We start from the raw sequence: 17,602 nt of genomic DNA, 5'->3' as shown, positions 1-17,602 counted from the left end.
TTAACTGATGTTGTTTTCACGCCCGGCAAACGCCGGGCGTTTTGCTAACCTGATGAGCCACTTTTCTGGCCTCTGACTATTTGAGCCGTGAGCGCTGTAACGGTTTCTTGCTGCTGCACCAGGACCGCCTCCAGCTCCATTTTTTGAAGTCGTCAATGCTTTGCCTGGACGGATAAAAAATGTCTTATGCCATTCCGCTTTTCCCGGCACGCGCGGGCTGGAGGTTAATTTCGATGTGCTTAAAAAGTTTGCTGCCCCTGCACGAGGCTGAACGGGAATGAAATGTGCGAGGAAATTGATTGGTGCGTCTGAATGGACTCGAACCATCGACCCCCACCATGTCAAGGTGGTGCTCTAACCAACTGAGCTACAGACGCATAATGGTGCGTTCAATTGGACTCGAACCAACGACCCCCACCATGTCAAGGTGGTGCTCTAACCAACTGAGCTATGAACGCATTGTGTTGTCGGTGACAACGGGGACGAATATTAGCGGCACAGCCCCAAGGTGGCAAGAGGGAAAATGCATTTTTCTCTCTGATTTCACGCGATTGCTTCATTACCGCGCAAAGTGAAGAGAAAGTAGCCGCCAGCCGGCGGCTACTGTGTCATTAACGCGCAGCGCGTTGCAAAATTACCGCAGACGACTGACGTTGCAGGAAGCGCATGCGCAGCATCATCATAATGGCTGCAGACGTTAAGCCGATGATAAAGCCCATCCAGAATCCGGCTGGCCCCATGCGATCCACCACCAGATCCGTGAGCGCCAGAATATACCCACTCGGCAGGCCCAGAACCCAGTAAGCGATAAAGGTGATAAAGAAGATGGAACGCGTATCTTTATACCCACGCAGCACGCCGCTGCCAATTACCTGGATAGAGTCAGAGATCTGGTAAATGGCCGCCAGCAGCATCAAATGCGAGGCCAGGGTCACTACTTCCGGGTTGTCGTTATAGAGCAGGGCAATTTGCTCACGCAACAGCACGGTAAAGAGCGCGGTACAGACTGCCATGCAGACGCCGACGCCCAGCCCGGTGCGGGCTGCCGTTTGCGCATCCAGCGTCGAGCCTTGCCCCAGACGAAAGCCCACGCGAATCGTCACCGCAGCAGCCAGGGACATCGGCAGGACGAACATCAAAGAGCTGAAGTTCAGGGCGATCTGGTGGCCTGCCACGTCAATGATCCCTAACGGCGAGACCAGCAGGGCGACAACGGCAAACAGCGTCACTTCAAAGAACAGCGCCAGCGCAATGGGCAGACCCAGTTGGGTAAGGCGGCTCATCATCGACCAGTCAGGCGTGCTAAAGGCGGTGTCGTTACGAATGTCGCGCATGGATCGCGCATGTTTAACGTAGGTGAGCATACAGCCGAACATCACCCAGTACACCGCAGCCGTCGCCACGCCACAACCCACGCCGCCGAGTTCCGGCATGCCAAAATGACCGTAGATGAAGATGTAGTTCACGGGAATGTTCACCAGCAAGCCGATAAAGCCCATCACCATGCCCGGCTTGGTTTTTGCCAGCCCTTCACACTGGTTACGAGCCACCTGGAAGAAGAGATAACCGGGCGCGCCCCAGAGCAAGGCGCGCAGATAACCGACTGCTTTATCTGCCAGCGCCGGGTCGATATTATGCATGGCGCGAATAATATACCCGGCGTTCCACAGGACGATCATAATCAGGACGGAGACACCCCCGGCCAGCCAGAAGCCCTGGCGCACCTGATGGGCTACGCGGTCGCGTCGACCGGAGCCGTTAAGCTGCGCGATAACGGGCGTCAGCGCCAGCAGCAGGCCGTGACCAAACAGAATGGCCGGGAGCCAGATTGAGGTTCCGATCGCCACGGCGGCCATATCGGTGGCGCTGTAACCACCGGCCATTACCGTATCCACAAATCCCATTGCGGTTTGGGCTACCTGCGCGACGATCACCGGTATGGCCAGTGCCAATAACTGACGCGCTTCGATCATATACTTCTGCACGTGAACACCTTTGTATTGTAGTTATTTGAGAGACTAAAAAGGCCGCCGTTACTGGCAGCAAGAAGAAAAAACAGAGGGATGCCAGCTATTGTAGCGGGGTTTAACTAATTATCTAGTGAAAAAATCGCCAGAAATTGCGCATCACTGGCAACCTGTTTTTTCAACTGTTATTGTGGTGGGATTATACGGTGTCATCGCCGTTCGGAATGAACAGGAGCTGTACGCATGTTTACTGGTATTGTGCAGGGCACTGCCAAAGTGGTGTCCATTGATGAAAAACCGAATTTCCGCACTCACGTAGTTGAGCTGCCTGAATATATGCTCGACGGCATTGAAACCGGGGCGTCGATAGCGCATAACGGCTGCTGCCTGACGGTGACCGAAATTAACGGTAACCAGATAAGCTTTGATTTAATGAAAGAGACGCTGCGCATCACTAACCTGGGTGAGCTGGTGGTGGGGGATACCGTCAACGTTGAACGTGCGGCGAAATTCAGCGATGAGATTGGCGGGCATCTGATGTCGGGCCATATTATGACCACCGCAGAAGTGGCGAAAATCGTGACCTCGGAAAATAACCGTCAAATCTGGTTTAAGGTGCAGGATCCGTCATTAATGAAATACATCCTTTATAAAGGATTTATTGGCATCGATGGGATTAGTCTGACCGTCGGTGAAGTGACGCCAACGCGTTTTTGCGTGCATTTAATTCCTGAAACGCTGCAACGTACTACGCTTGGCGCAAAAAAACTGGGGCAGCGCGTAAATATCGAAATTGATCCGCAGACCCAGGCGGTCGTGGATACCGTTGAGCGCGTGCTGGCGGCGAAAGAGGCGGCGATAATAAAGGCCGTGGAAGAAGAATAAAAAATAACCCCGGGTAACCGGGGTTATTTTTCAGCGGGCCACGCGCAGGCCGTGCTCAATCCCACGACTAAACACCACCTGCCACAGCTGTATATCCCGCGCGCGGAACGCACCCGCGCAGGCATTCAGATAATAGCTAAACATCCGTTTGAATCGTTCCGAATAGTTGTCGGCGATTTCAGGCCATGCAGCCTGGAAACGTTCATGCCAGGCCATCAGCGTGGTGTCGTAATCTGCGCCGAAGTTATGCCAGTCTTCCACAATAAAATGCGGTTCGCTGGCGTTCGCAATCTGGCGAACAGAGGGTAAACAACCATTCGGGAAGATATATTTGTTGATCCAGGGATCCACATTGTTATCGGTGCGTTTAGAGCCGATGGTGTGTAGCAGGAAAATTCCGTCAGGCTTCAGGTTATGGTCGGCGACGTCGAAATAAGTCTTGTAGTTCTTTGGCCCCACGTGCTCGAACATACCCACGGAAACAATCCGATCGAACTGCTCATTCAGGTCGCGGTAATCCTGAAGCCGAATATCGACATCCAGACCCAGACACCGTTCCTGTGCCATCTTCTGCTGTTCAGCTGAAATCGTGACGCCGACTACGCTGACACCGTAATGTTTCGCCATAAACCAGGCAAGGCCGCCCCAACCACAGCCGATGTCCAGCACGCGCATGCCGGGCTGCAACTGCAACTTATCGCAAATCAGCTGTAGCTTATCCTGCTGCGCCTCTTCCAGGGTTGTCGCTTTTTTCCAGTATCCGCAGGAGTACTGCATTAACGGGTCGAGCATACGGCTGAACAGATCGTTGCCCAGGTCATAATGCTCTTTACCGACGATCCACGCGCGCTTTTTACTTTGCAGATTGAACAGGCGGGCGGAAGCGATACGTAACGTATCTTTGAAATGACGAGGGAGCTGATTTTCAAGACCGGCGCGTAAAACGCTGGAGAAGAACATATCCAGCCGCTCACACTCCCACCAGCCGTCCATATAGCTTTCACCTAGCCCTAACGATCCCTCCTGTAACACGCGTTTGAAAAAATCGGGATGTTTAATCTGGGGGTCGGAGGGGGATGAGCCATTAATCGTAATGCCCGCACGTCCCAACAGTTCACTGACGATCCGGGACCAGTTATCGTCCGGAACGCTGACTTCTTCTATACACGATGAACTCATAGCTTCTCCATCACCTTGCTGTGATCAGAACCTTAAAACAGCGTAGACGCTTTTTTGGTTTGTGAGAAATCTCACGGTAAATGCCCGCGAGGCTAATATCCGACGTAGAACAGAGGAAGGGAGATAACCCTTGCCGAAATGCCTTCCATGGTAAAACGGGAGCGCTCCGGCTCCCGTTAACACTTAATATTTATCGTATTTAATCGAACCAAATTCAGTATAGGCCGCAAAATTTGGTGATTCAACAGAAAATTGTTAGCAACCTAATCACTGGTTTTTAACATAGTTTCCCGCGTAATCAGGCGTGCGACGTTTCTGTCTGCGCGTTTTCACTCTGCTCGCGATGGGCGGAGGACTGCATGCGATAACCCAATCCTGCCAGCACAACGGTGACCAGCATCACGCTGGTGGTGGTGAGCAGCGGGGTTGCAATCAATGCAGAGACCACGAGACTTGCCAGGAAGCACAGGCCAAGTTGCAGGGTATTTTGCAGCGCGGCAGCGCGGCCTGTCGCCTGAGGGAATGGACGCAGCGCCTGGGCTACAACAATAGGGTAAATGGCCCCGTTAGCGATCGCCATGACGCAGAACGGAATCAAAATTTCTGCAAGCCCGGCGCCGGGAATAAAGCCGACAGCCCAGGTCGCAATCACGCTTAGCGCATACAGCACCAGCAGCCAGGGCAGCATCTGCTGGCCTTCCCATTTTTGCAGCGCGGCGCGACAGCCATAGCCACCCACCAGGAAGGCGATGGTCTGTGGTACATAGCTCAGGCCGATAGCCGCCGGGCTGTAGCCCATGTCATGCAAAATGAACGGCGAACCGGTCAGCCAGGCAAAGAAGCTGGCAGAGCAGGCGGCATAAATCAGCACGTTACCGCGATAGGCTTTCGACCGCAGTAAAGAGGTAAAGGTGATGGGCTTCGCGTCCGGATGCGTCTCTTTCTTATGCGCAGGTTTAAGCCCGAACGCGGGCAGCATCAGGACCAGCGTGATCGCAAAGAGCGTGGCGAAAATGGCCTGCCAGTCGAAATGCGCCAGGATCCAGCTGCCCAGCAGCGGAGCGAGCGCCGGAGACAGGCCGACCAGCGGCATGATGGTGGCGAAAATGCGGTTAGTGCGTGAGGCGGGGTAGTAATCGGTCACCAGCGCCTGCCAGGTGACCGCTGCGGCACAGACGCCGACCGCCTGAATAAAGCGCAACACCAGTAACCAGGCGGCATCGCGGACCCACAGCATGCCCAGACAGCCTACGGCAAAAATCGCCAGTCCCAGCAACAGGACGGGCTTACGGCCAAAACGATCAGAGAGCGGCCCCCAGAGCAGTTGCGCAAAAGCAAAGCCGGCGAGGAACAAACTCAAACTGGCGCTGATGGCGGCGGCAGGGGTTTGCAAATCTTCCTGCATCGCGGCGAATGCGGGCAGATACATATCGGTCGCCAAAAAGCCCAGCACGCTTAAGCCGCCGAGCCAGACTAAAAATCCTTTCCTGGGTTGCACTTTTTTTCTCCTGAGGAGGCAGGTGTACGTTGGCGCAGAGTGTAGGGAGTGCAAAGCGGCTTGTGAAACGCTAATATTTGGTGGGTGCATTCAAAAAATTTGCAGGCTAAAGATGTGGTCAGATTATTCCCTTGAAGTGGTTGATGCCGTGGCGCGTAACGGCAGCTTTACCGGTGCCGCCCAGGAGCTGCATCGCGTTCCCTCGGCTATCAGCTATACGGTGCGCCAGCTGGAGGCGTGGCTGGCGGTCCCGCTGTTCGAGCGGCGTCATCGCGACGTGGAGCTCACGCCTGCCGGCGCGTGGTTTTTGAAGGAAGGTCGGTCTGTTATCAAAAAAATGCAGATCACCCGTGAGCAGTGCCAGCAGATCGCCAACGGCTGGCGCGGACATCTCGCTATCGCGGTGGATAACATCGTTAAGCCGGAGCGGACCCGGCAGATGATCGTCGATTTCTATCGTCATTTTTCCGACGTCGAACTGCGTGTGTCGCAGGAAGTGTTCAACGGCGTATGGGATGCGCTGGCGGACGGCAGGGCGGAGATGGCGATTGGTGCAACCCAGGCGATCCCGGTTGGCGGGCGCTACGCGTTTCGCGACATGGGCATGCTGAGCTGGACCTGCGTGGTCGCGCGCGATCACCCGCTGGCGGCGCTGGACGGGCCGCTGAGTGATGACACCTTACGCAACTGGCCCTCGCTGGTGCTGGAAGATACCTCCCGCTCGCTGCCCAAGCGCATTACCTGGCTGCTGGATAATCAGCGCCGCGTGGTTGCGCCGGACTGGGAGTCGTCAGCCACCTGTCTGAGCGCGGGGCTGTGCGTTGGCATGGTGCCGGTGCATTTTGCGCGCCCGCGCATCGACGCGGGAGAGTGGGTGGCTCTGACGCTGGAAAATCCTTTCCCGGATGCTGCATGCTGTCTGACGTGGCAGCAAAACGACGTCTCGCCCGCCATGGCCTGGCTGCTGGATTATCTGGGAGACAGCGAAACGCTTAACCGGGAGTGGTTGCGGGGACCAGCGTAGCTGGCCCCGTAAAGAGATTAACGTCGGTAGTCGCGGAACGGACCGTCGGCAACGGAACGGCGTTCAATCAGGCGCGGGTGGACTTCAATGGACTGGGACTGTTCTCGCTTGTTGACGATCCTGTCCATCAGCATATTGAAGGCCGTTTCACCCAGCGAATCTTTCGGCTGGTGAATGGTGGTCAGCGCCGGGGTAAAGAAACGGGCGTTGCGCACGTTGTCATAGCCGATCACCGAGATGTCCTGCGGAACGCGCAGGCCGAGTTCATCCGCCGCGCAGAGCGCGCCCATTGCCATGATATCGCCGCCGCAGAACACAGCGGTAGGGCGATGCGGCTGGGAGACGATCTGCTGCATGGCGCGATAGCCCGACTCCGGCTCGAAATCGCCCTGGACAATCCAGTTTTCTGGCACGGTAATCAGCGCCTCTTCCATCGCTTTCATGAAACCGGCCAGACGGCCAGCACCGGTGTTACGCTCCAGCGGGCCCGGGATCACGCCAATTTCACGATGCCCGCGTTCTACCAGATAACGCCCGGCCATGTAGCCGCCTTCAAAGGCGTTATCAATAACAGAGTCGGTGAAGTCTGCGCGCGCCTCGCCCCAGTCCATCACTACCATCGGAATGTGGCGATACTCTTCCAGCATGGAAAGCACCGACTCAGGGTATTCAGAACACATGACCAGCAGGCCGTCGACGCGCTTTTGCGCCATCATCGACAGGTAAGCGCGCTGTTTTTCAATGTTGTTCCACGCGTTGCCCAGAATCAGGGTATAGCCTTTCTGAAAGCAGTTTTTTTCAACGGCTTCGATGATTTCAGCAAAGTAAGCCGCTTCACTGCTGGTGGCCAGCAGGCCAATCGATTTGGTGTGATTAACCTTCAGGCTACGGGCGACCGCACTTGGCGAGTAGTGCAGTTCTTTGATTGCCGCCCAAACGGCATTACGCGTCTCTTCTGCGACGAAACGCGTTTTGTTAATAACATGTGATACGGTTGTAGTGGAAACGTTTGCGCGTTTTGCTACGTCTTTAATTGTTGCCATTAAATGTCACTCCAGACCATATCCTAAGCTCCTGAAAAAATTGAAGGTAAACGTTTGCCTTCTCTCACCCTTATTACGCAAACATGAGTTGCGACACGCCGGGAAAACGACACAGGACGTCAGGAGGGGGTCAGTGGCCGGTACGCTAATAAATTTAGCGTGGAATTTTGTCCTATCTTGATGAAAAGGGGAAGAGGTAAAGTGGATATCCGTTTAAATCCTGGAAGATTTTTGACCTGAACTGTGTAAAAATGAGCAAGCTCACTTTTCGTAGGGTGAATAAAAGGAGAAAAATTGATGAGTACCGATCTGAAGTTTTCGCTGTTTACCACCATTGTTGTTCTTGCCCTGATTGTTGCGGGTGGTTTAACCGCTGCGCTGCACTGATTTAGGTGGAGGGAGAGTCTTCTCCCTCCCTTGCCGCTATTGTTACCTCTCCGGCAAAAATCTTTTGCCAAAATGTTAACTTCTCATTTTTTGTGATTGATGTCATGCTTTTGCCTTCTTAGTCTGTGCCGGGCAACGGCACGGTATCCGGAGTCTTTTCATGAAAATCAATTTTCCCCTGCTGGCCCTGGCGATTGGCGCCTTTGGGATTGGCACCACTGAATTCTCCCCGATGGGGTTATTGCCTGTTATCGCCCGGGGTGTGGACGTCTCTATCCCTGCGGCCGGTATGTTGATTAGCGCCTATGCGATCGGCGTGATGGTGGGCGCACCGCTGATGACGCTGCTGCTTTCGCACCGCGCGCGACGCAATGCGCTGATTTTCCTGATGGCAATTTTTACTCTCGGAAATGTGCTTTCCGCGATTTCGCCGGATTACACCACGCTGATGCTTTCCCGTATTCTGACCAGCCTGAACCACGGCGCTTTCTTCGGGCTGGGCTCGGTTGTTGCCGCAAGCGTAGTGCCAAAACATAAGCAGGCCAGCGCGGTAGCCACTATGTTTATGGGCCTCACCATCGCTAATATCGGCGGCGTTCCCGCTGCCACCTGGCTGGGAGAAGCCATCGGCTGGCGTATGTCTTTCCTCGCAACCGCCGGACTGGGCGTGGTCGCGATGGTCGCGCTGTTCTTCTCGCTGCCCAAAGGGAGTGCCGGTGAGCGTCCTGAAGTACGTAAAGAGCTGGCGGTACTGATGCGTCCTCAGGTGTTGTCCGCGCTGCTCACCACGGTGCTGGGGGCAGGGGCGATGTTTACGCTCTACACCTATATCTCCCCGGTGCTGCACGACATTACCCACGCAACACCACTCTTTGTTACCGCGATGCTGGTGCTGATTGGTGTCGGGTTCTCGATTGGCAACTATCTCGGCGGGAAATTTGCAGATCGCTCCGTCAGCGGGACGCTGAAAGGTTTTTTAACTCTGCTGATTGTCATCATGGTGGCGATCCCGTGGCTGGCGCGTAACGAAGTGGGCGCCGCGGTTGCCATGGTGGTGTGGGGCGCCGCAACCTTTGCCGTGGTGCCGCCGTTGCAGATGCGCGTGATGCGCGTTGCGCATGAGGCGCCGGGGCTCTCATCATCCGTGAATATCGGTGCGTTTAACCTGGGAAATGCGCTGGGAGCCGCAGCGGGTGGGGCGGTGATTTCGGGTGGTTTGGGTTACAGCTTTGTGCCGGTGATGGGGGCGATCATTGCCGCACTCGGCTTGCTGCTGGTGTTGATGTCCGGGCGTAAACAGCCAGAAGCGGTGTGTACGGCGGAATAAATAAAAACGCAGAAGGGTTGCCCCTTCTGCGTGTCCCTTATGCGGCGAAGTTCTTCGCAACAAATTCCCAGTTAACCAGTGCCCAGAAATGTTCCAGGTAGTTCAGGCGCGCATTACGGTAATCAATGTAATAGGCGTGTTCCCATACGTCCACGGTCATCAGCGGCGTTGCGCTGGTGGTCAGAGGGGTACCCGCATTAGAAGTGGAAACGATAGCCAGTTTGCCATCAGCCTCTTTTACCAGCCAGGTCCAGCCGGAGCCAAAGTTTTTAACGGCTGCGTCAGTAAATTTCGCTTTGAAATCCGCGAAACTGCCGAACGCGGCGTTAATCGCTGCGGCCAGCTCACCGGTAGGTTCTCCGCCTGCATTTGGAGCCAGGCAGTGCCAGTAGAAGGTGTGGTTCCACACCTGAGCGGCGTTGTTGAATACGCCACCGTCTGAACTGCGCACAATCTCTTCCAGCGTTTTGCCTTCAAAATCGGTGCCCTTGATCAGGTTATTCAGGTTGGTGACATAGGTCTGGTGATGCTTGCCGTAATGGTACTCCAGGGTTTCCTCAGAAATGTGCGGAGCCAGGGCGTCTTTTGCATACGGTAGTGCAGGTAATTCGAACGACATTGCTACTCTCCTTATAGTTCTATACGTTGCCAATAACCCTACAGACAACAAGGACAGAATAGCAAATTGAAAGGGTATGCAAAAGAGGAACTTACCCCGCCACGGAGGCGGCAGGGCAGGGTCTAGCGAATGGTTTTTGGCGTCATCACTCGGCGCGCACCCACATAGTGGCGCACCCAGTAATCTTCACTGAGGGAGGTGATCTGAATGTCCTGACCGCTGCGCGGTGACTGGATAAATTTACCGTTACCCACATACACCCCAACGTGATCGGCCGTGCCGCGTCCCTGGGTGCGGAAGAACACCAGGTCGCCATTTTGCAGTTCGCCACGGTTTACAGGCGCGGCGTCGCGCAGATGGTACATCTCATTGGCGGTGCGTGGAATGCGAAACTTCACCAGATCTTTATAGGCATAATAAACCAGCCCACTACAGTCAAAACCGGTGCGCGGAGAGGTGCCACCCCAGCGATATGGTTTACCTATTTGCCCCATCAGTTTATTCATCGCCGTTTTTTGCGCTTTCTGCATACGCGCTTTATGCACGTCAGCCAGCTTCGTCACTTTTGCGCATTTCGTTTTATGGCCTTTGCGCACGGTGCATTTATCATTCACCAGGCTGGCGGTCGTGCGAGTGGTTTTGTGCGTGCCGGAACGGAGAGTTTTGGTTTTACTGGAGGCGATCTTTTTGGTGTGAGCGGTGGTTTTCTTCTTTACTGTTTTGCTGGTGGTTTTTTTCTTACGTTCTGTGGTTTTTGCCAGATGCGTTTTTTGTACAGCAGAATGCCGCGCCTGTTCGGAGGCGTTCGCCGCTGGCGTAAATGAGAGTGTGGTAAACAGTAAAGCACAGAGCGTCATCGAGATTTTAGTTATCCGCGCCACTGGGCAGTCCCCTGATAAGTGCGAGCCAAAATACATACCCGCATGAGATTTACAAAACCAGTCGATTCTAATCCATAAAATCGGAATAAGTTAATAGCATTTTTCATTCAAAAAATGTGTTTCGTTAGCAAGTGCAAAAAAATTCACCATTCTGTCGCACTCTTGTTCGCTCCTTAAGCAAAACCGCACGGCGCGCAGCCTTAAACGTCATTATCAATGCAACTTTACGCGATAGCGGATAAAATAATGAGACGTGACAAAAATGTTATTTTCCGATGTCGGCCTGACCCGCTACAATGTCAGACTGATGCCGTAACAGAAGTTAAAGGAAGCAAGACATGAGCACCACTATTGAAAAAATTCAGCGCCAGATCGCTGAAAACCCGATTCTCCTGTACATGAAAGGTTCTCCGAAGCTGCCAAGCTGCGGCTTCTCCGCGCAAGCGGTTCAGGCGCTGTCCGCCTGTGGTGAGCGTTTTGCTTACGTTGATATCCTGCAAAACCCGGACATCCGCGCTGAGCTGCCAAAATACGCAAACTGGCCGACCTTCCCACAGCTGTGGGTTGACGGTGAACTGGTTGGCGGCTGTGATATTCTGATTGAAATGTATCAGCGCGGCGAACTGCAACAGCTGATCAAAGAGACTGCGGCGAAGTATAAAACCGAAGAGCCGGACGCAGAATAAGTTTTCTGCGGATATAAAAAAGCGACCACATTATGTTGGTCGCTTTTTTTTGTCCTGTGGGGCTGTTGATTACCCAGTCTACGATTGAAGATCGGCCTCGTCGCCCATCGGCAGCGGCCAGCCACCCAGACGTTTCCAGCGGTTGACGATCTCACAGAACAGCTCCGCCGTACGCTCGGTATCGTATAACGCGGAATGCGCCTGAGTGCCGTCAAACGCAATACCCGCCGTGATGCAGGCTTTAGAGAGCACGGTTTGCCCCAGCGCCAGGCCGCTCAGCGCGGCGGTGTCGAAGGTCACAAACGGATGGAATGGATTACGTTTTAGCGAGGCGCGCTCGGCGGCAGCCATGGTGAAGCTGTGATCGAACGTAGCGTTGTGGGCCACCATGATGGCGCGGCTACAGTCATTCTCTTTCATGCCCTTGCGCACCATTTTGAAAATGGCGTGCAGCGCCTCGTATTCGCTTACCGCCCCGCGCAGCGGGTTTGTCGGATCGATACCGTTAAAGGCCAGCGCCTCTGGCTGTAAGTTTGCCCCTTCAAAGGGTTCAACGTGGAAATGCAGCGTGGTGTCCGGTACAAGCCAGCCCTGTTCATCCATCTTCAGCGTGATGGCGGCAATCTCAAGCAGCGCATCGGTTTTAGCGTTAAATCCGGCTGTTTCTACATCAATGACAACGGGATAAAAACCACGAAAACGGTCGCACAGACCGGTAATTTGAGCGTTATCGGACATCAGGGTCTCTTACAAGGGGGAAAAAGCAGTGCGCATTATGGCAAATTTTGAGAGGGGATGCAGCAAAACAACGGGCGCATAGTGCGCCCTGCGGGATCAATTGCCCAGACCGCGACCAGCGTCTTTAGCTTCGATCAGTTCGATTTTATACCCGTCCGGATCTTCAACAAACGCAATCACAGTGGTGCCACCTTTAACCGGACCGGCTTCACGGGTGACGTTACCGCCATTGCTGCGGATACGTTCGCAGGCTTCAGCCGCATTATCCACTTCCAGCGCGATGTGGCCGTAAGCCGTACCCAGCTCGTAGCTGTCCACGCCCCAGTTGTAGGTCAGCTCGATGACCGCTTCTTCAGATTCCGGGCCGTAACCGACAAACGCCAGAGAGTATTTATATTCCGGATTTTCGCTGGTGCGCAGCAGCTTCATGCCCAGAACGTTAGTGTAGAAATCGATGGAACGTTGCAGGTCGCCAACGCGCAGCATGGTGTGAAGTAGGCGCATAATTTCCTCATTAACCAGTGGAATGGATTATCTTTTTGAACAGAAACGATGTTTTAGTATAGCGGCGAAAGGTCGCCGCTATCAATGTACAAAGCGGGATTACAATGAAGGGTAGTCGGTATAACCTTCCGCGCCGCCGCCATAGAAGCTTTCAGGGCGCTGCGGGTTCAGTTCGGCTTTCTTCTGCAAACGGGCAACCAGATCCGGGTTAGCAATGTAATCACGGCCAAAGGCCACGGCGTCGATCAGACCTTTACCGATCAGATCCTCGGCTTTCTCTGCCGTATAAGCGCCCGCCCCGATAATCACGCCGTGGAAGCGCTCGCGAACTTTCTGGCGGAAGGCTTCGCTGTAGGGCTTGCCGCCTGCCCAGTCCGGCTCGGACATGTGCAGATACGCGATACCGCGTTTAGCCAGCTCTTCAATCAGATACAGCGCATCCGCTTCTTCGTTCGGACCGTTGTCGACGTTCTGGAAGGTACCAATTGGGGAAACTCGAATACCAATGCGATCTGCGCTCCACTCATTACACACGGCATCTACCACTTCAAGCACCAGACGCGCGCGGTTTTCAACGCTGCCGCCGTACTGGTCGGTACGCTGATTGGAAGACGGTGACAGGAACTGGTGCAGCAGGTAGCCGTGCGCAGAGTGCAGCTCAACCAGGTCGAAGCCCGCTTCACGGGCGTTGGCGACGGCCTGACGGAAATCATTCACGATACCCGGGATCTCGTCCAGCTCAAGCGCGCGTGGCGTGGTGGTGTCGACACGAATAGCATTACCGTTTTCATCGCGCAGGGAAGTGCGGGTATTCGCATTCAGGGCAGAGGCAGAAACGGGCGCCTGACCGCCAGGCTGGATGCTGCTGTGCGAGATACGACCGGTGTGCCACAGCTGAACCGCAATACGGCCATCTTCAGCATGAACGCCTGCGGTGATTTTTTTCCACGCGGCGATCTGTTCCGGGCTGTGCAGACCCGGCGCACCGGCGTAGCCTTTAGCCTGGGCAGAAATCTGCGTGGCTTCGGAAATAATCAGGCCCGAGCTGGCGCGCTGACGGTAATACTCACCCATCAATGGCGTTGGGATATCTCCCGGCTCGATGCTGCGCAGACGGGTAAGTGGGGCCATAAACACGCGGTTTGGGGCAGTAACGGCACCCACTTTCAGTGGGGTAAATAGCTTTTCAGCGGACATAATGGCTCCTGAGTAGACCAGTCGACTAGTAAAAGGGTAAATAAAAACGCCGGCTACACACCAGGCGCGGTAATACAGTTTTTCACATGCGCCAGCGCGCTTTCGAGCGGCACGGCGCTGCGAGACATTTTTGCCTGCAGGTTGGCGCCTAACCAGAGGGAATAGAGCACCTGTGCCTGCGTGAGCGGATCGCCGGAGAAGGAGAGCGTTGTTTCATCGCGGCCTTTTTCCAGCGCCTGAGCCAGCAGAGCGATTACGCCGCTGGCCCCTTTATCCATGGCGGTGCGCATATCTTCGGAGAGATCGCACACTTCGGCAGACAGTTTTACCGTCAGGCACCCGCTGATGATGCCCTGCTGACAGAACTGCGTCAGCGTTTCCTGATAGTAGTTCAGAACACGATCCCGGTAGTCACCTTCGCCGCTGGCGAAGTGGGCTGCCAGGCGCTGATGGTAGCTGGCGTAGTGCCGCTCCAGCATGGCTACGCCAAACGCCTCTTTGGATCGAAAATAGTGATAAAACGATCCCTTAGGCACTTCAGCGGTTTTTAATAACTCACTCAGCCCCATACCGGTAAACCCGCGATGCATGCAAAGGCGCTCGCCGGTAGCCAGCAAATGTTCTCGTGTATCGTGTTCTGTATGTCTGCTCATGCTCTTACTCTAATAGACCGTTCGGTCTAATGCAAGCCTGCTTAGCGACGACATTGCGACAAAATATCCAGCTGCGGCTGATAAACCACTGATTTCACGTCCATCATGCCCAGAACCGTGGCAAACAAATTGTCCTGTGAAACTGCCTCTTTTGCAGCATGGTTACGCAGGCAATCCGTGTTTACGCCGAAGTTTTTCGCATAGTCCGGGGAGAGCCAGAACATAAACGGAATATGCGTTTGCTGCTCCGGGGCCAGCATATACGGCGTACCGTGCAGGTAAATTCCGCTTTCGCCCAGCGATTCGCCGTGATCGGAGAGGTAAATGAGCGCTGTGTTCATACTGGCCTTCCGGGCTTTTAGCGCGTCGATGGTTCGGCTGAGCACGCTATCGGTATACAGAATCGAGTTGTCATAGGTATTGATCAGCGACTGATGATCGCAATCCTGAATTTCATTGGTATCGCAGGTTGGGGTGAATTTCCGGAAGCGGTCCGGGTAACGGTTGTAATAAGCCGGACCGTGGCTGCCCATCAGGTGTATCACTAGTACGGTATCCTGCTTTATTCCGTCCAGCACGTTGTCCAGGCGGTACAGGTTGACGTCGTCGATACAGGATTTGTCCTTACAGAACTGATCCAGTTTCCACTGGGTCATATCCGTGTGCGGCACGCGGTCACAGGCACCTTTACACCCGCCGTCATTGTCACGCCACAGCAGGTTGAACCCGGCGTGGTTAAGCACATCGAGCAGTCCTTCCTGATGATGGGCGAGGTCCGCGTCATATTTTTTTCGCGTCATGCCGGAGAACATGCAGGGGACGGAAACGGCGGTTTCCGTGCCACAGGAGGAGGCCTGTGGGAAGTTGATGACATCCCGCTTTTTCAGCTCGGGGTTGGTTTCACGAGGGTAACCATTTAACGAATAGTTTGCAGCGCGGGAGGCTTCACCCACCACCAGAACCAGCACGGTTTTCTTACGTTGGCCGGAAATCAGCGCCCCTTTATGGGCATCCTCGCCAATGCGGACCAGCGTCTGGTCGCCGGCAAACCAGCGCATTTTACTGTACTTCACAACGGCGCTCACGTAGTTCGCCGGAGTGACCATTTTGACGATGCTTTTGTTATTGCGGAACAGCGAAGCATAGTCTTTATAGAACACTGCCGCGACGAGAATGATCACCAGCAGCGCACCCAGTATAGCGGCGAAACGTGTTAGCAGGGCATACCACCATTTTCCGGTTCGAATGCGCGTCAGGGCTAAGATGACGGAAGGGACCAGACCCGCGACGGCCAGCCACAGGATCAGCTGCGGCGTTACCAGGGCTGTCGCTTCCTGGGAGTTAGTCTCAAACACGTTCACAATCATGTTCTGATCGATAACCGCGCCATAGGTGTACATAAACCAGGTCGCGGCGGCGCATCCTATGGTCAGGGCAATCATGAGCGGCTTGCGAATAAAGGGAATATTCAGCAGGCTAAAAACAATGACCCAGCCGCAGAACAGAACCAGCGGCACACTGGCGGCAAAAAGCACGTCGTGCAGACGGGCAGGTGCGATGATTGACCAGCTGCGCTGGATAAACAGCACATTGAACACGGTGAAGAAAAGCGCACAGGCGAGGGTAAATTTCGTATCGTTACAGTGTAACTTTTTAGTGAGCCACATGATGACCAGACCATTCGTTATATCAATGCGGCGAGTATAAGAAGGGAAGATTAGCGAAACCTTAATGCCCTGTTTGTGACGGACACTCCTTGCATGCAGGCCATTTAGGGTCTTCACTGTAGGGAATAATGACGTTCTGGAGGTAGGTGTGGCAGAGCAACTGGAATTTTTCCCTGTCCAGAGCCCGTGCCGGGGTATTTGCCAGGTTGATGAACGAGGATACTGCCGTGGCTGCATGCGCACACGCGATGAACGTTTTAACTGGCAAAATTTCAGCGACGCGCAAAAGCAGGAGGTCTTACGGCTCTGCCGACAACGTCTGCTGCGCAAAATTCGTGCAAACAAAGCGGTTGAAACCGAAGAACCTCAGCAACCTTCACTGTTTTAGCAGGGTAATTGCGTATACTGGTGACATGACTTCCTTGAGGAAAATGTTATGGTTCAGCGTATTACCCTTGCCCCGCAGGGCCCGGAATTCTCCCGATTCGTTATGGGCTACTGGCGCCTTATGGACTGGAATATGTCTCCGGTCCAGCTGGTGGACTTTATAGAAGAGCATCTCGATCTCGGGATCACCACCGTCGATCACGCTGATATTTATGGCGGCTATCAGTGCGAGGCCGCTTTTGGCGAAGCGCTGAAGCGTGCGCCAGCGCTGCGTGAACGTATGGAGATTGTGACCAAATGCGGTATTGCCACCACAGCAAAACCGGAGCATGCACTTGGGCATTACATCACTGACAGCGCGCATATCGTTAAAAGCGCTGAGCAGTCACTGGTCAACCTGGCCACCGATCGTATCGACCTGCTGCTGATCCACCGTCCCGATCCATTGATGGATGCGGATGAGGTTGCGGAAGCGTTCCTGACGCTACACCAGAGCGGCAAAGTGCGTCATTTTGGCGTGTCTAACTTCACCCCGGCACAGTTTGCGCTATTGCAGTCTCGCCTGCCGTTTACGCTGGCGACGAATCAGGTGGAGATCTCGCCTGTTCACCAGCCGCTGCTGCTGGACGGAACGCTCGATCAGCTGCAACAGTTACGCATTCGTCCGATGGCCTGGTCTTGTCTCGGCGGCGGTCGCCTGTTTAACGATGAGGCCTTCCAGCCGCTGCGTAACGAGCTTGAAACCGTGGCCCGCGAACTGAATGCGGAAAGCATCGAGCAGGTAGTTTACGCCTGGATCCTGCGCCTGCCGTCTAAACCGCTGCCAATTATCGGCTCCGGCAAAATTGAGCGCGTACGCGCTGCGCTGGTGGCTGAAGAGCTGGATATGTCGCGTCAGCAGTGGTTCCGCATCCGCAAGGCGGCGCTGGGCTACGACGTACCCTGAGTGCGTGGAGTCTG

Annotated in this window: 19 protein-coding genes and 2 tRNA genes; 7 read left to right on the top strand and 14 right to left on the bottom strand. The window is 54.6% G+C overall.

Annotation, left to right across the window (positions count from 1 at the left end):
* From ACOTZP_RS16075 to mdtK, 4 genes are all read right to left on the bottom strand, one after another.
* Nucleotides 1–327, bottom strand: a complete 327-nt coding sequence (locus ACOTZP_RS16075; RefSeq protein WP_271075308.1) for a hypothetical protein — start codon at nt 325–327, stop codon at nt 1–3.
* A tRNA-Val gene (locus ACOTZP_RS16070) sits at nt 301–377 on the bottom strand. Before ACOTZP_RS16070 ends, ACOTZP_RS16075 begins: the two co-directional genes overlap by 27 nt.
* Before the next feature lie 4 nt (nt 378–381).
* Nucleotides 382–458, bottom strand: a tRNA-Val gene (locus ACOTZP_RS16065).
* Nucleotides 459–611: 153 nt separating this feature from the next.
* Entirely contained in the window at nt 612–1,985 is a 1,374-nt protein-coding gene (gene mdtK / locus ACOTZP_RS16060) for an MdtK family multidrug efflux MATE transporter (protein ID WP_032622176.1), read from the bottom strand.
* Nucleotides 1,986–2,210: 225 nt separating this feature from the next.
* Between mdtK and ACOTZP_RS16055 the strand changes: the two genes are divergently transcribed.
* A complete protein-coding gene (locus ACOTZP_RS16055) occupies nt 2,211–2,852 on the top strand; it encodes a riboflavin synthase (protein ID WP_022647892.1) in 642 nt (213 codons plus the stop codon).
* 30 nt (nt 2,853–2,882) lie between these two features.
* Here ACOTZP_RS16055 and cfa read toward each other — a convergent pair whose 3' ends face one another.
* Nucleotides 2,883–4,031 (bottom strand): cyclopropane fatty acyl phospholipid synthase, encoded by a 1,149-nt coding sequence (cfa, locus tag ACOTZP_RS16050; protein ID WP_022647893.1) that lies wholly within the window; start codon nt 4,029–4,031, stop codon nt 2,883–2,885.
* A 298-nt stretch (nt 4,032–4,329) separates the two neighbouring features.
* A complete protein-coding gene (gene punC, locus ACOTZP_RS16045; protein ID WP_023299943.1) occupies nt 4,330–5,529 on the bottom strand; it encodes a purine nucleoside transporter PunC in 1,200 nt (399 codons plus the stop codon).
* A 112-nt stretch (nt 5,530–5,641) separates the two neighbouring features.
* Between punC and punR the strand changes: the two genes are divergently transcribed.
* A complete protein-coding gene (gene punR, locus ACOTZP_RS16040) occupies nt 5,642–6,553 on the top strand; it encodes a DNA-binding transcriptional activator PunR (RefSeq protein ID WP_022647895.1) in 912 nt (303 codons plus the stop codon).
* Between the two features lie 17 nt (nt 6,554–6,570).
* Here punR and purR read toward each other — a convergent pair whose 3' ends face one another.
* Nucleotides 6,571–7,596, bottom strand: a complete 1,026-nt coding sequence (gene purR / locus ACOTZP_RS16035; RefSeq protein ID WP_006809011.1) for an HTH-type transcriptional repressor PurR — start codon at nt 7,594–7,596, stop codon at nt 6,571–6,573.
* Between the two features lie 297 nt (nt 7,597–7,893).
* On the opposite strand from purR, the gene ACOTZP_RS16030 reads away from it, so the two are divergent.
* Entirely contained in the window at nt 7,894–7,983 is a 90-nt protein-coding gene (locus ACOTZP_RS16030) for a YnhF family membrane protein (RefSeq protein WP_003857632.1), read from the top strand.
* 160 nt (nt 7,984–8,143) lie between these two features.
* Nucleotides 8,144–9,310 (top strand): MFS transporter, encoded by a 1,167-nt coding sequence (locus ACOTZP_RS16025; protein WP_045622824.1) that lies wholly within the window; start codon nt 8,144–8,146, stop codon nt 9,308–9,310.
* A 37-nt stretch (nt 9,311–9,347) separates the two neighbouring features.
* Here the strand turns inward: ACOTZP_RS16025 and sodB are convergent, their stop codons facing one another.
* Together sodB and ACOTZP_RS16015 are read right to left on the bottom strand one after the other, a co-directional pair.
* Nucleotides 9,348–9,929, bottom strand: coding sequence for a superoxide dismutase [Fe] (gene sodB, locus ACOTZP_RS16020; protein WP_271075305.1), 582 nt, complete (start codon nt 9,927–9,929; stop codon nt 9,348–9,350).
* 122 nt (nt 9,930–10,051) lie between these two features.
* Nucleotides 10,052–10,810 carry a C40 family peptidase gene (locus tag ACOTZP_RS16015; RefSeq protein WP_271075304.1) on the bottom strand — a complete coding sequence of 253 codons (759 nt, stop codon included), beginning with the start codon at nt 10,808–10,810 and terminating at the stop codon, nt 10,052–10,054.
* 338 nt (nt 10,811–11,148) lie between these two features.
* On the opposite strand from ACOTZP_RS16015, the gene grxD reads away from it, so the two are divergent.
* A complete protein-coding gene (gene grxD, locus ACOTZP_RS16010) occupies nt 11,149–11,496 on the top strand; it encodes a monothiol glutaredoxin 4 (RefSeq protein WP_003832760.1) in 348 nt (115 codons plus the stop codon).
* Between the two features lie 78 nt (nt 11,497–11,574).
* Here grxD and rnt read toward each other — a convergent pair whose 3' ends face one another.
* The 5 genes from rnt to eptA form a co-directional block, all read right to left on the bottom strand.
* The gene (gene rnt / locus ACOTZP_RS16005) at nt 11,575–12,234 is read right to left on the bottom strand and encodes a ribonuclease T (protein ID WP_063841778.1); all 660 of its coding nucleotides are present in this window, start codon (nt 12,232–12,234) and stop codon (nt 11,575–11,577) included.
* A 96-nt stretch (nt 12,235–12,330) separates the two neighbouring features.
* Nucleotides 12,331–12,738, bottom strand: a complete 408-nt coding sequence (gene gloA / locus ACOTZP_RS16000; RefSeq protein ID WP_022647898.1) for a lactoylglutathione lyase — start codon at nt 12,736–12,738, stop codon at nt 12,331–12,333.
* Between the two features lie 99 nt (nt 12,739–12,837).
* Complete coding sequence (locus tag ACOTZP_RS15995; RefSeq protein WP_023299948.1) at nt 12,838–13,935, bottom strand: alkene reductase; 1,098 nt, start codon at nt 13,933–13,935, stop codon at nt 12,838–12,840.
* Nucleotides 13,936–13,988: 53 nt separating this feature from the next.
* Nucleotides 13,989–14,588, bottom strand: coding sequence for a TetR/AcrR family transcriptional regulator (locus ACOTZP_RS15990; protein WP_022647900.1), 600 nt, complete (start codon nt 14,586–14,588; stop codon nt 13,989–13,991).
* Nucleotides 14,589–14,629: 41 nt separating this feature from the next.
* Nucleotides 14,630–16,255 (bottom strand): phosphoethanolamine transferase EptA, encoded by a 1,626-nt coding sequence (gene eptA / locus ACOTZP_RS15985; RefSeq protein ID WP_045308478.1) that lies wholly within the window; start codon nt 16,253–16,255, stop codon nt 14,630–14,632.
* 148 nt (nt 16,256–16,403) lie between these two features.
* Here eptA and ACOTZP_RS15980 point away from each other — a divergent pair, with 148 nt between their 5' ends.
* Together ACOTZP_RS15980 and ACOTZP_RS15975 are read left to right on the top strand one after the other, a co-directional pair.
* Nucleotides 16,404–16,643 (top strand): DUF1289 domain-containing protein, encoded by a 240-nt coding sequence (locus ACOTZP_RS15980; protein ID WP_023299951.1) that lies wholly within the window; start codon nt 16,404–16,406, stop codon nt 16,641–16,643.
* Nucleotides 16,644–16,691: 48 nt separating this feature from the next.
* Nucleotides 16,692–17,588 carry an aldo/keto reductase gene (locus ACOTZP_RS15975; protein WP_058647176.1) on the top strand — a complete coding sequence of 299 codons (897 nt, stop codon included), beginning with the start codon at nt 16,692–16,694 and terminating at the stop codon, nt 17,586–17,588.
* Nucleotides 17,589–17,602: the final 14 nt, after the last annotated feature.

The organism is Enterobacter cloacae complex sp. SYL001, assembly GCF_049237025.1.
In the GTDB taxonomy this organism is placed as follows: Bacteria; Pseudomonadota; Gammaproteobacteria; order Enterobacterales; family Enterobacteriaceae; genus Enterobacter; species Enterobacter intestinihominis.
Note: the sequence above shows the minus strand (reverse complement) of the source record. Positions and strands in the feature narration are given on the sequence as shown.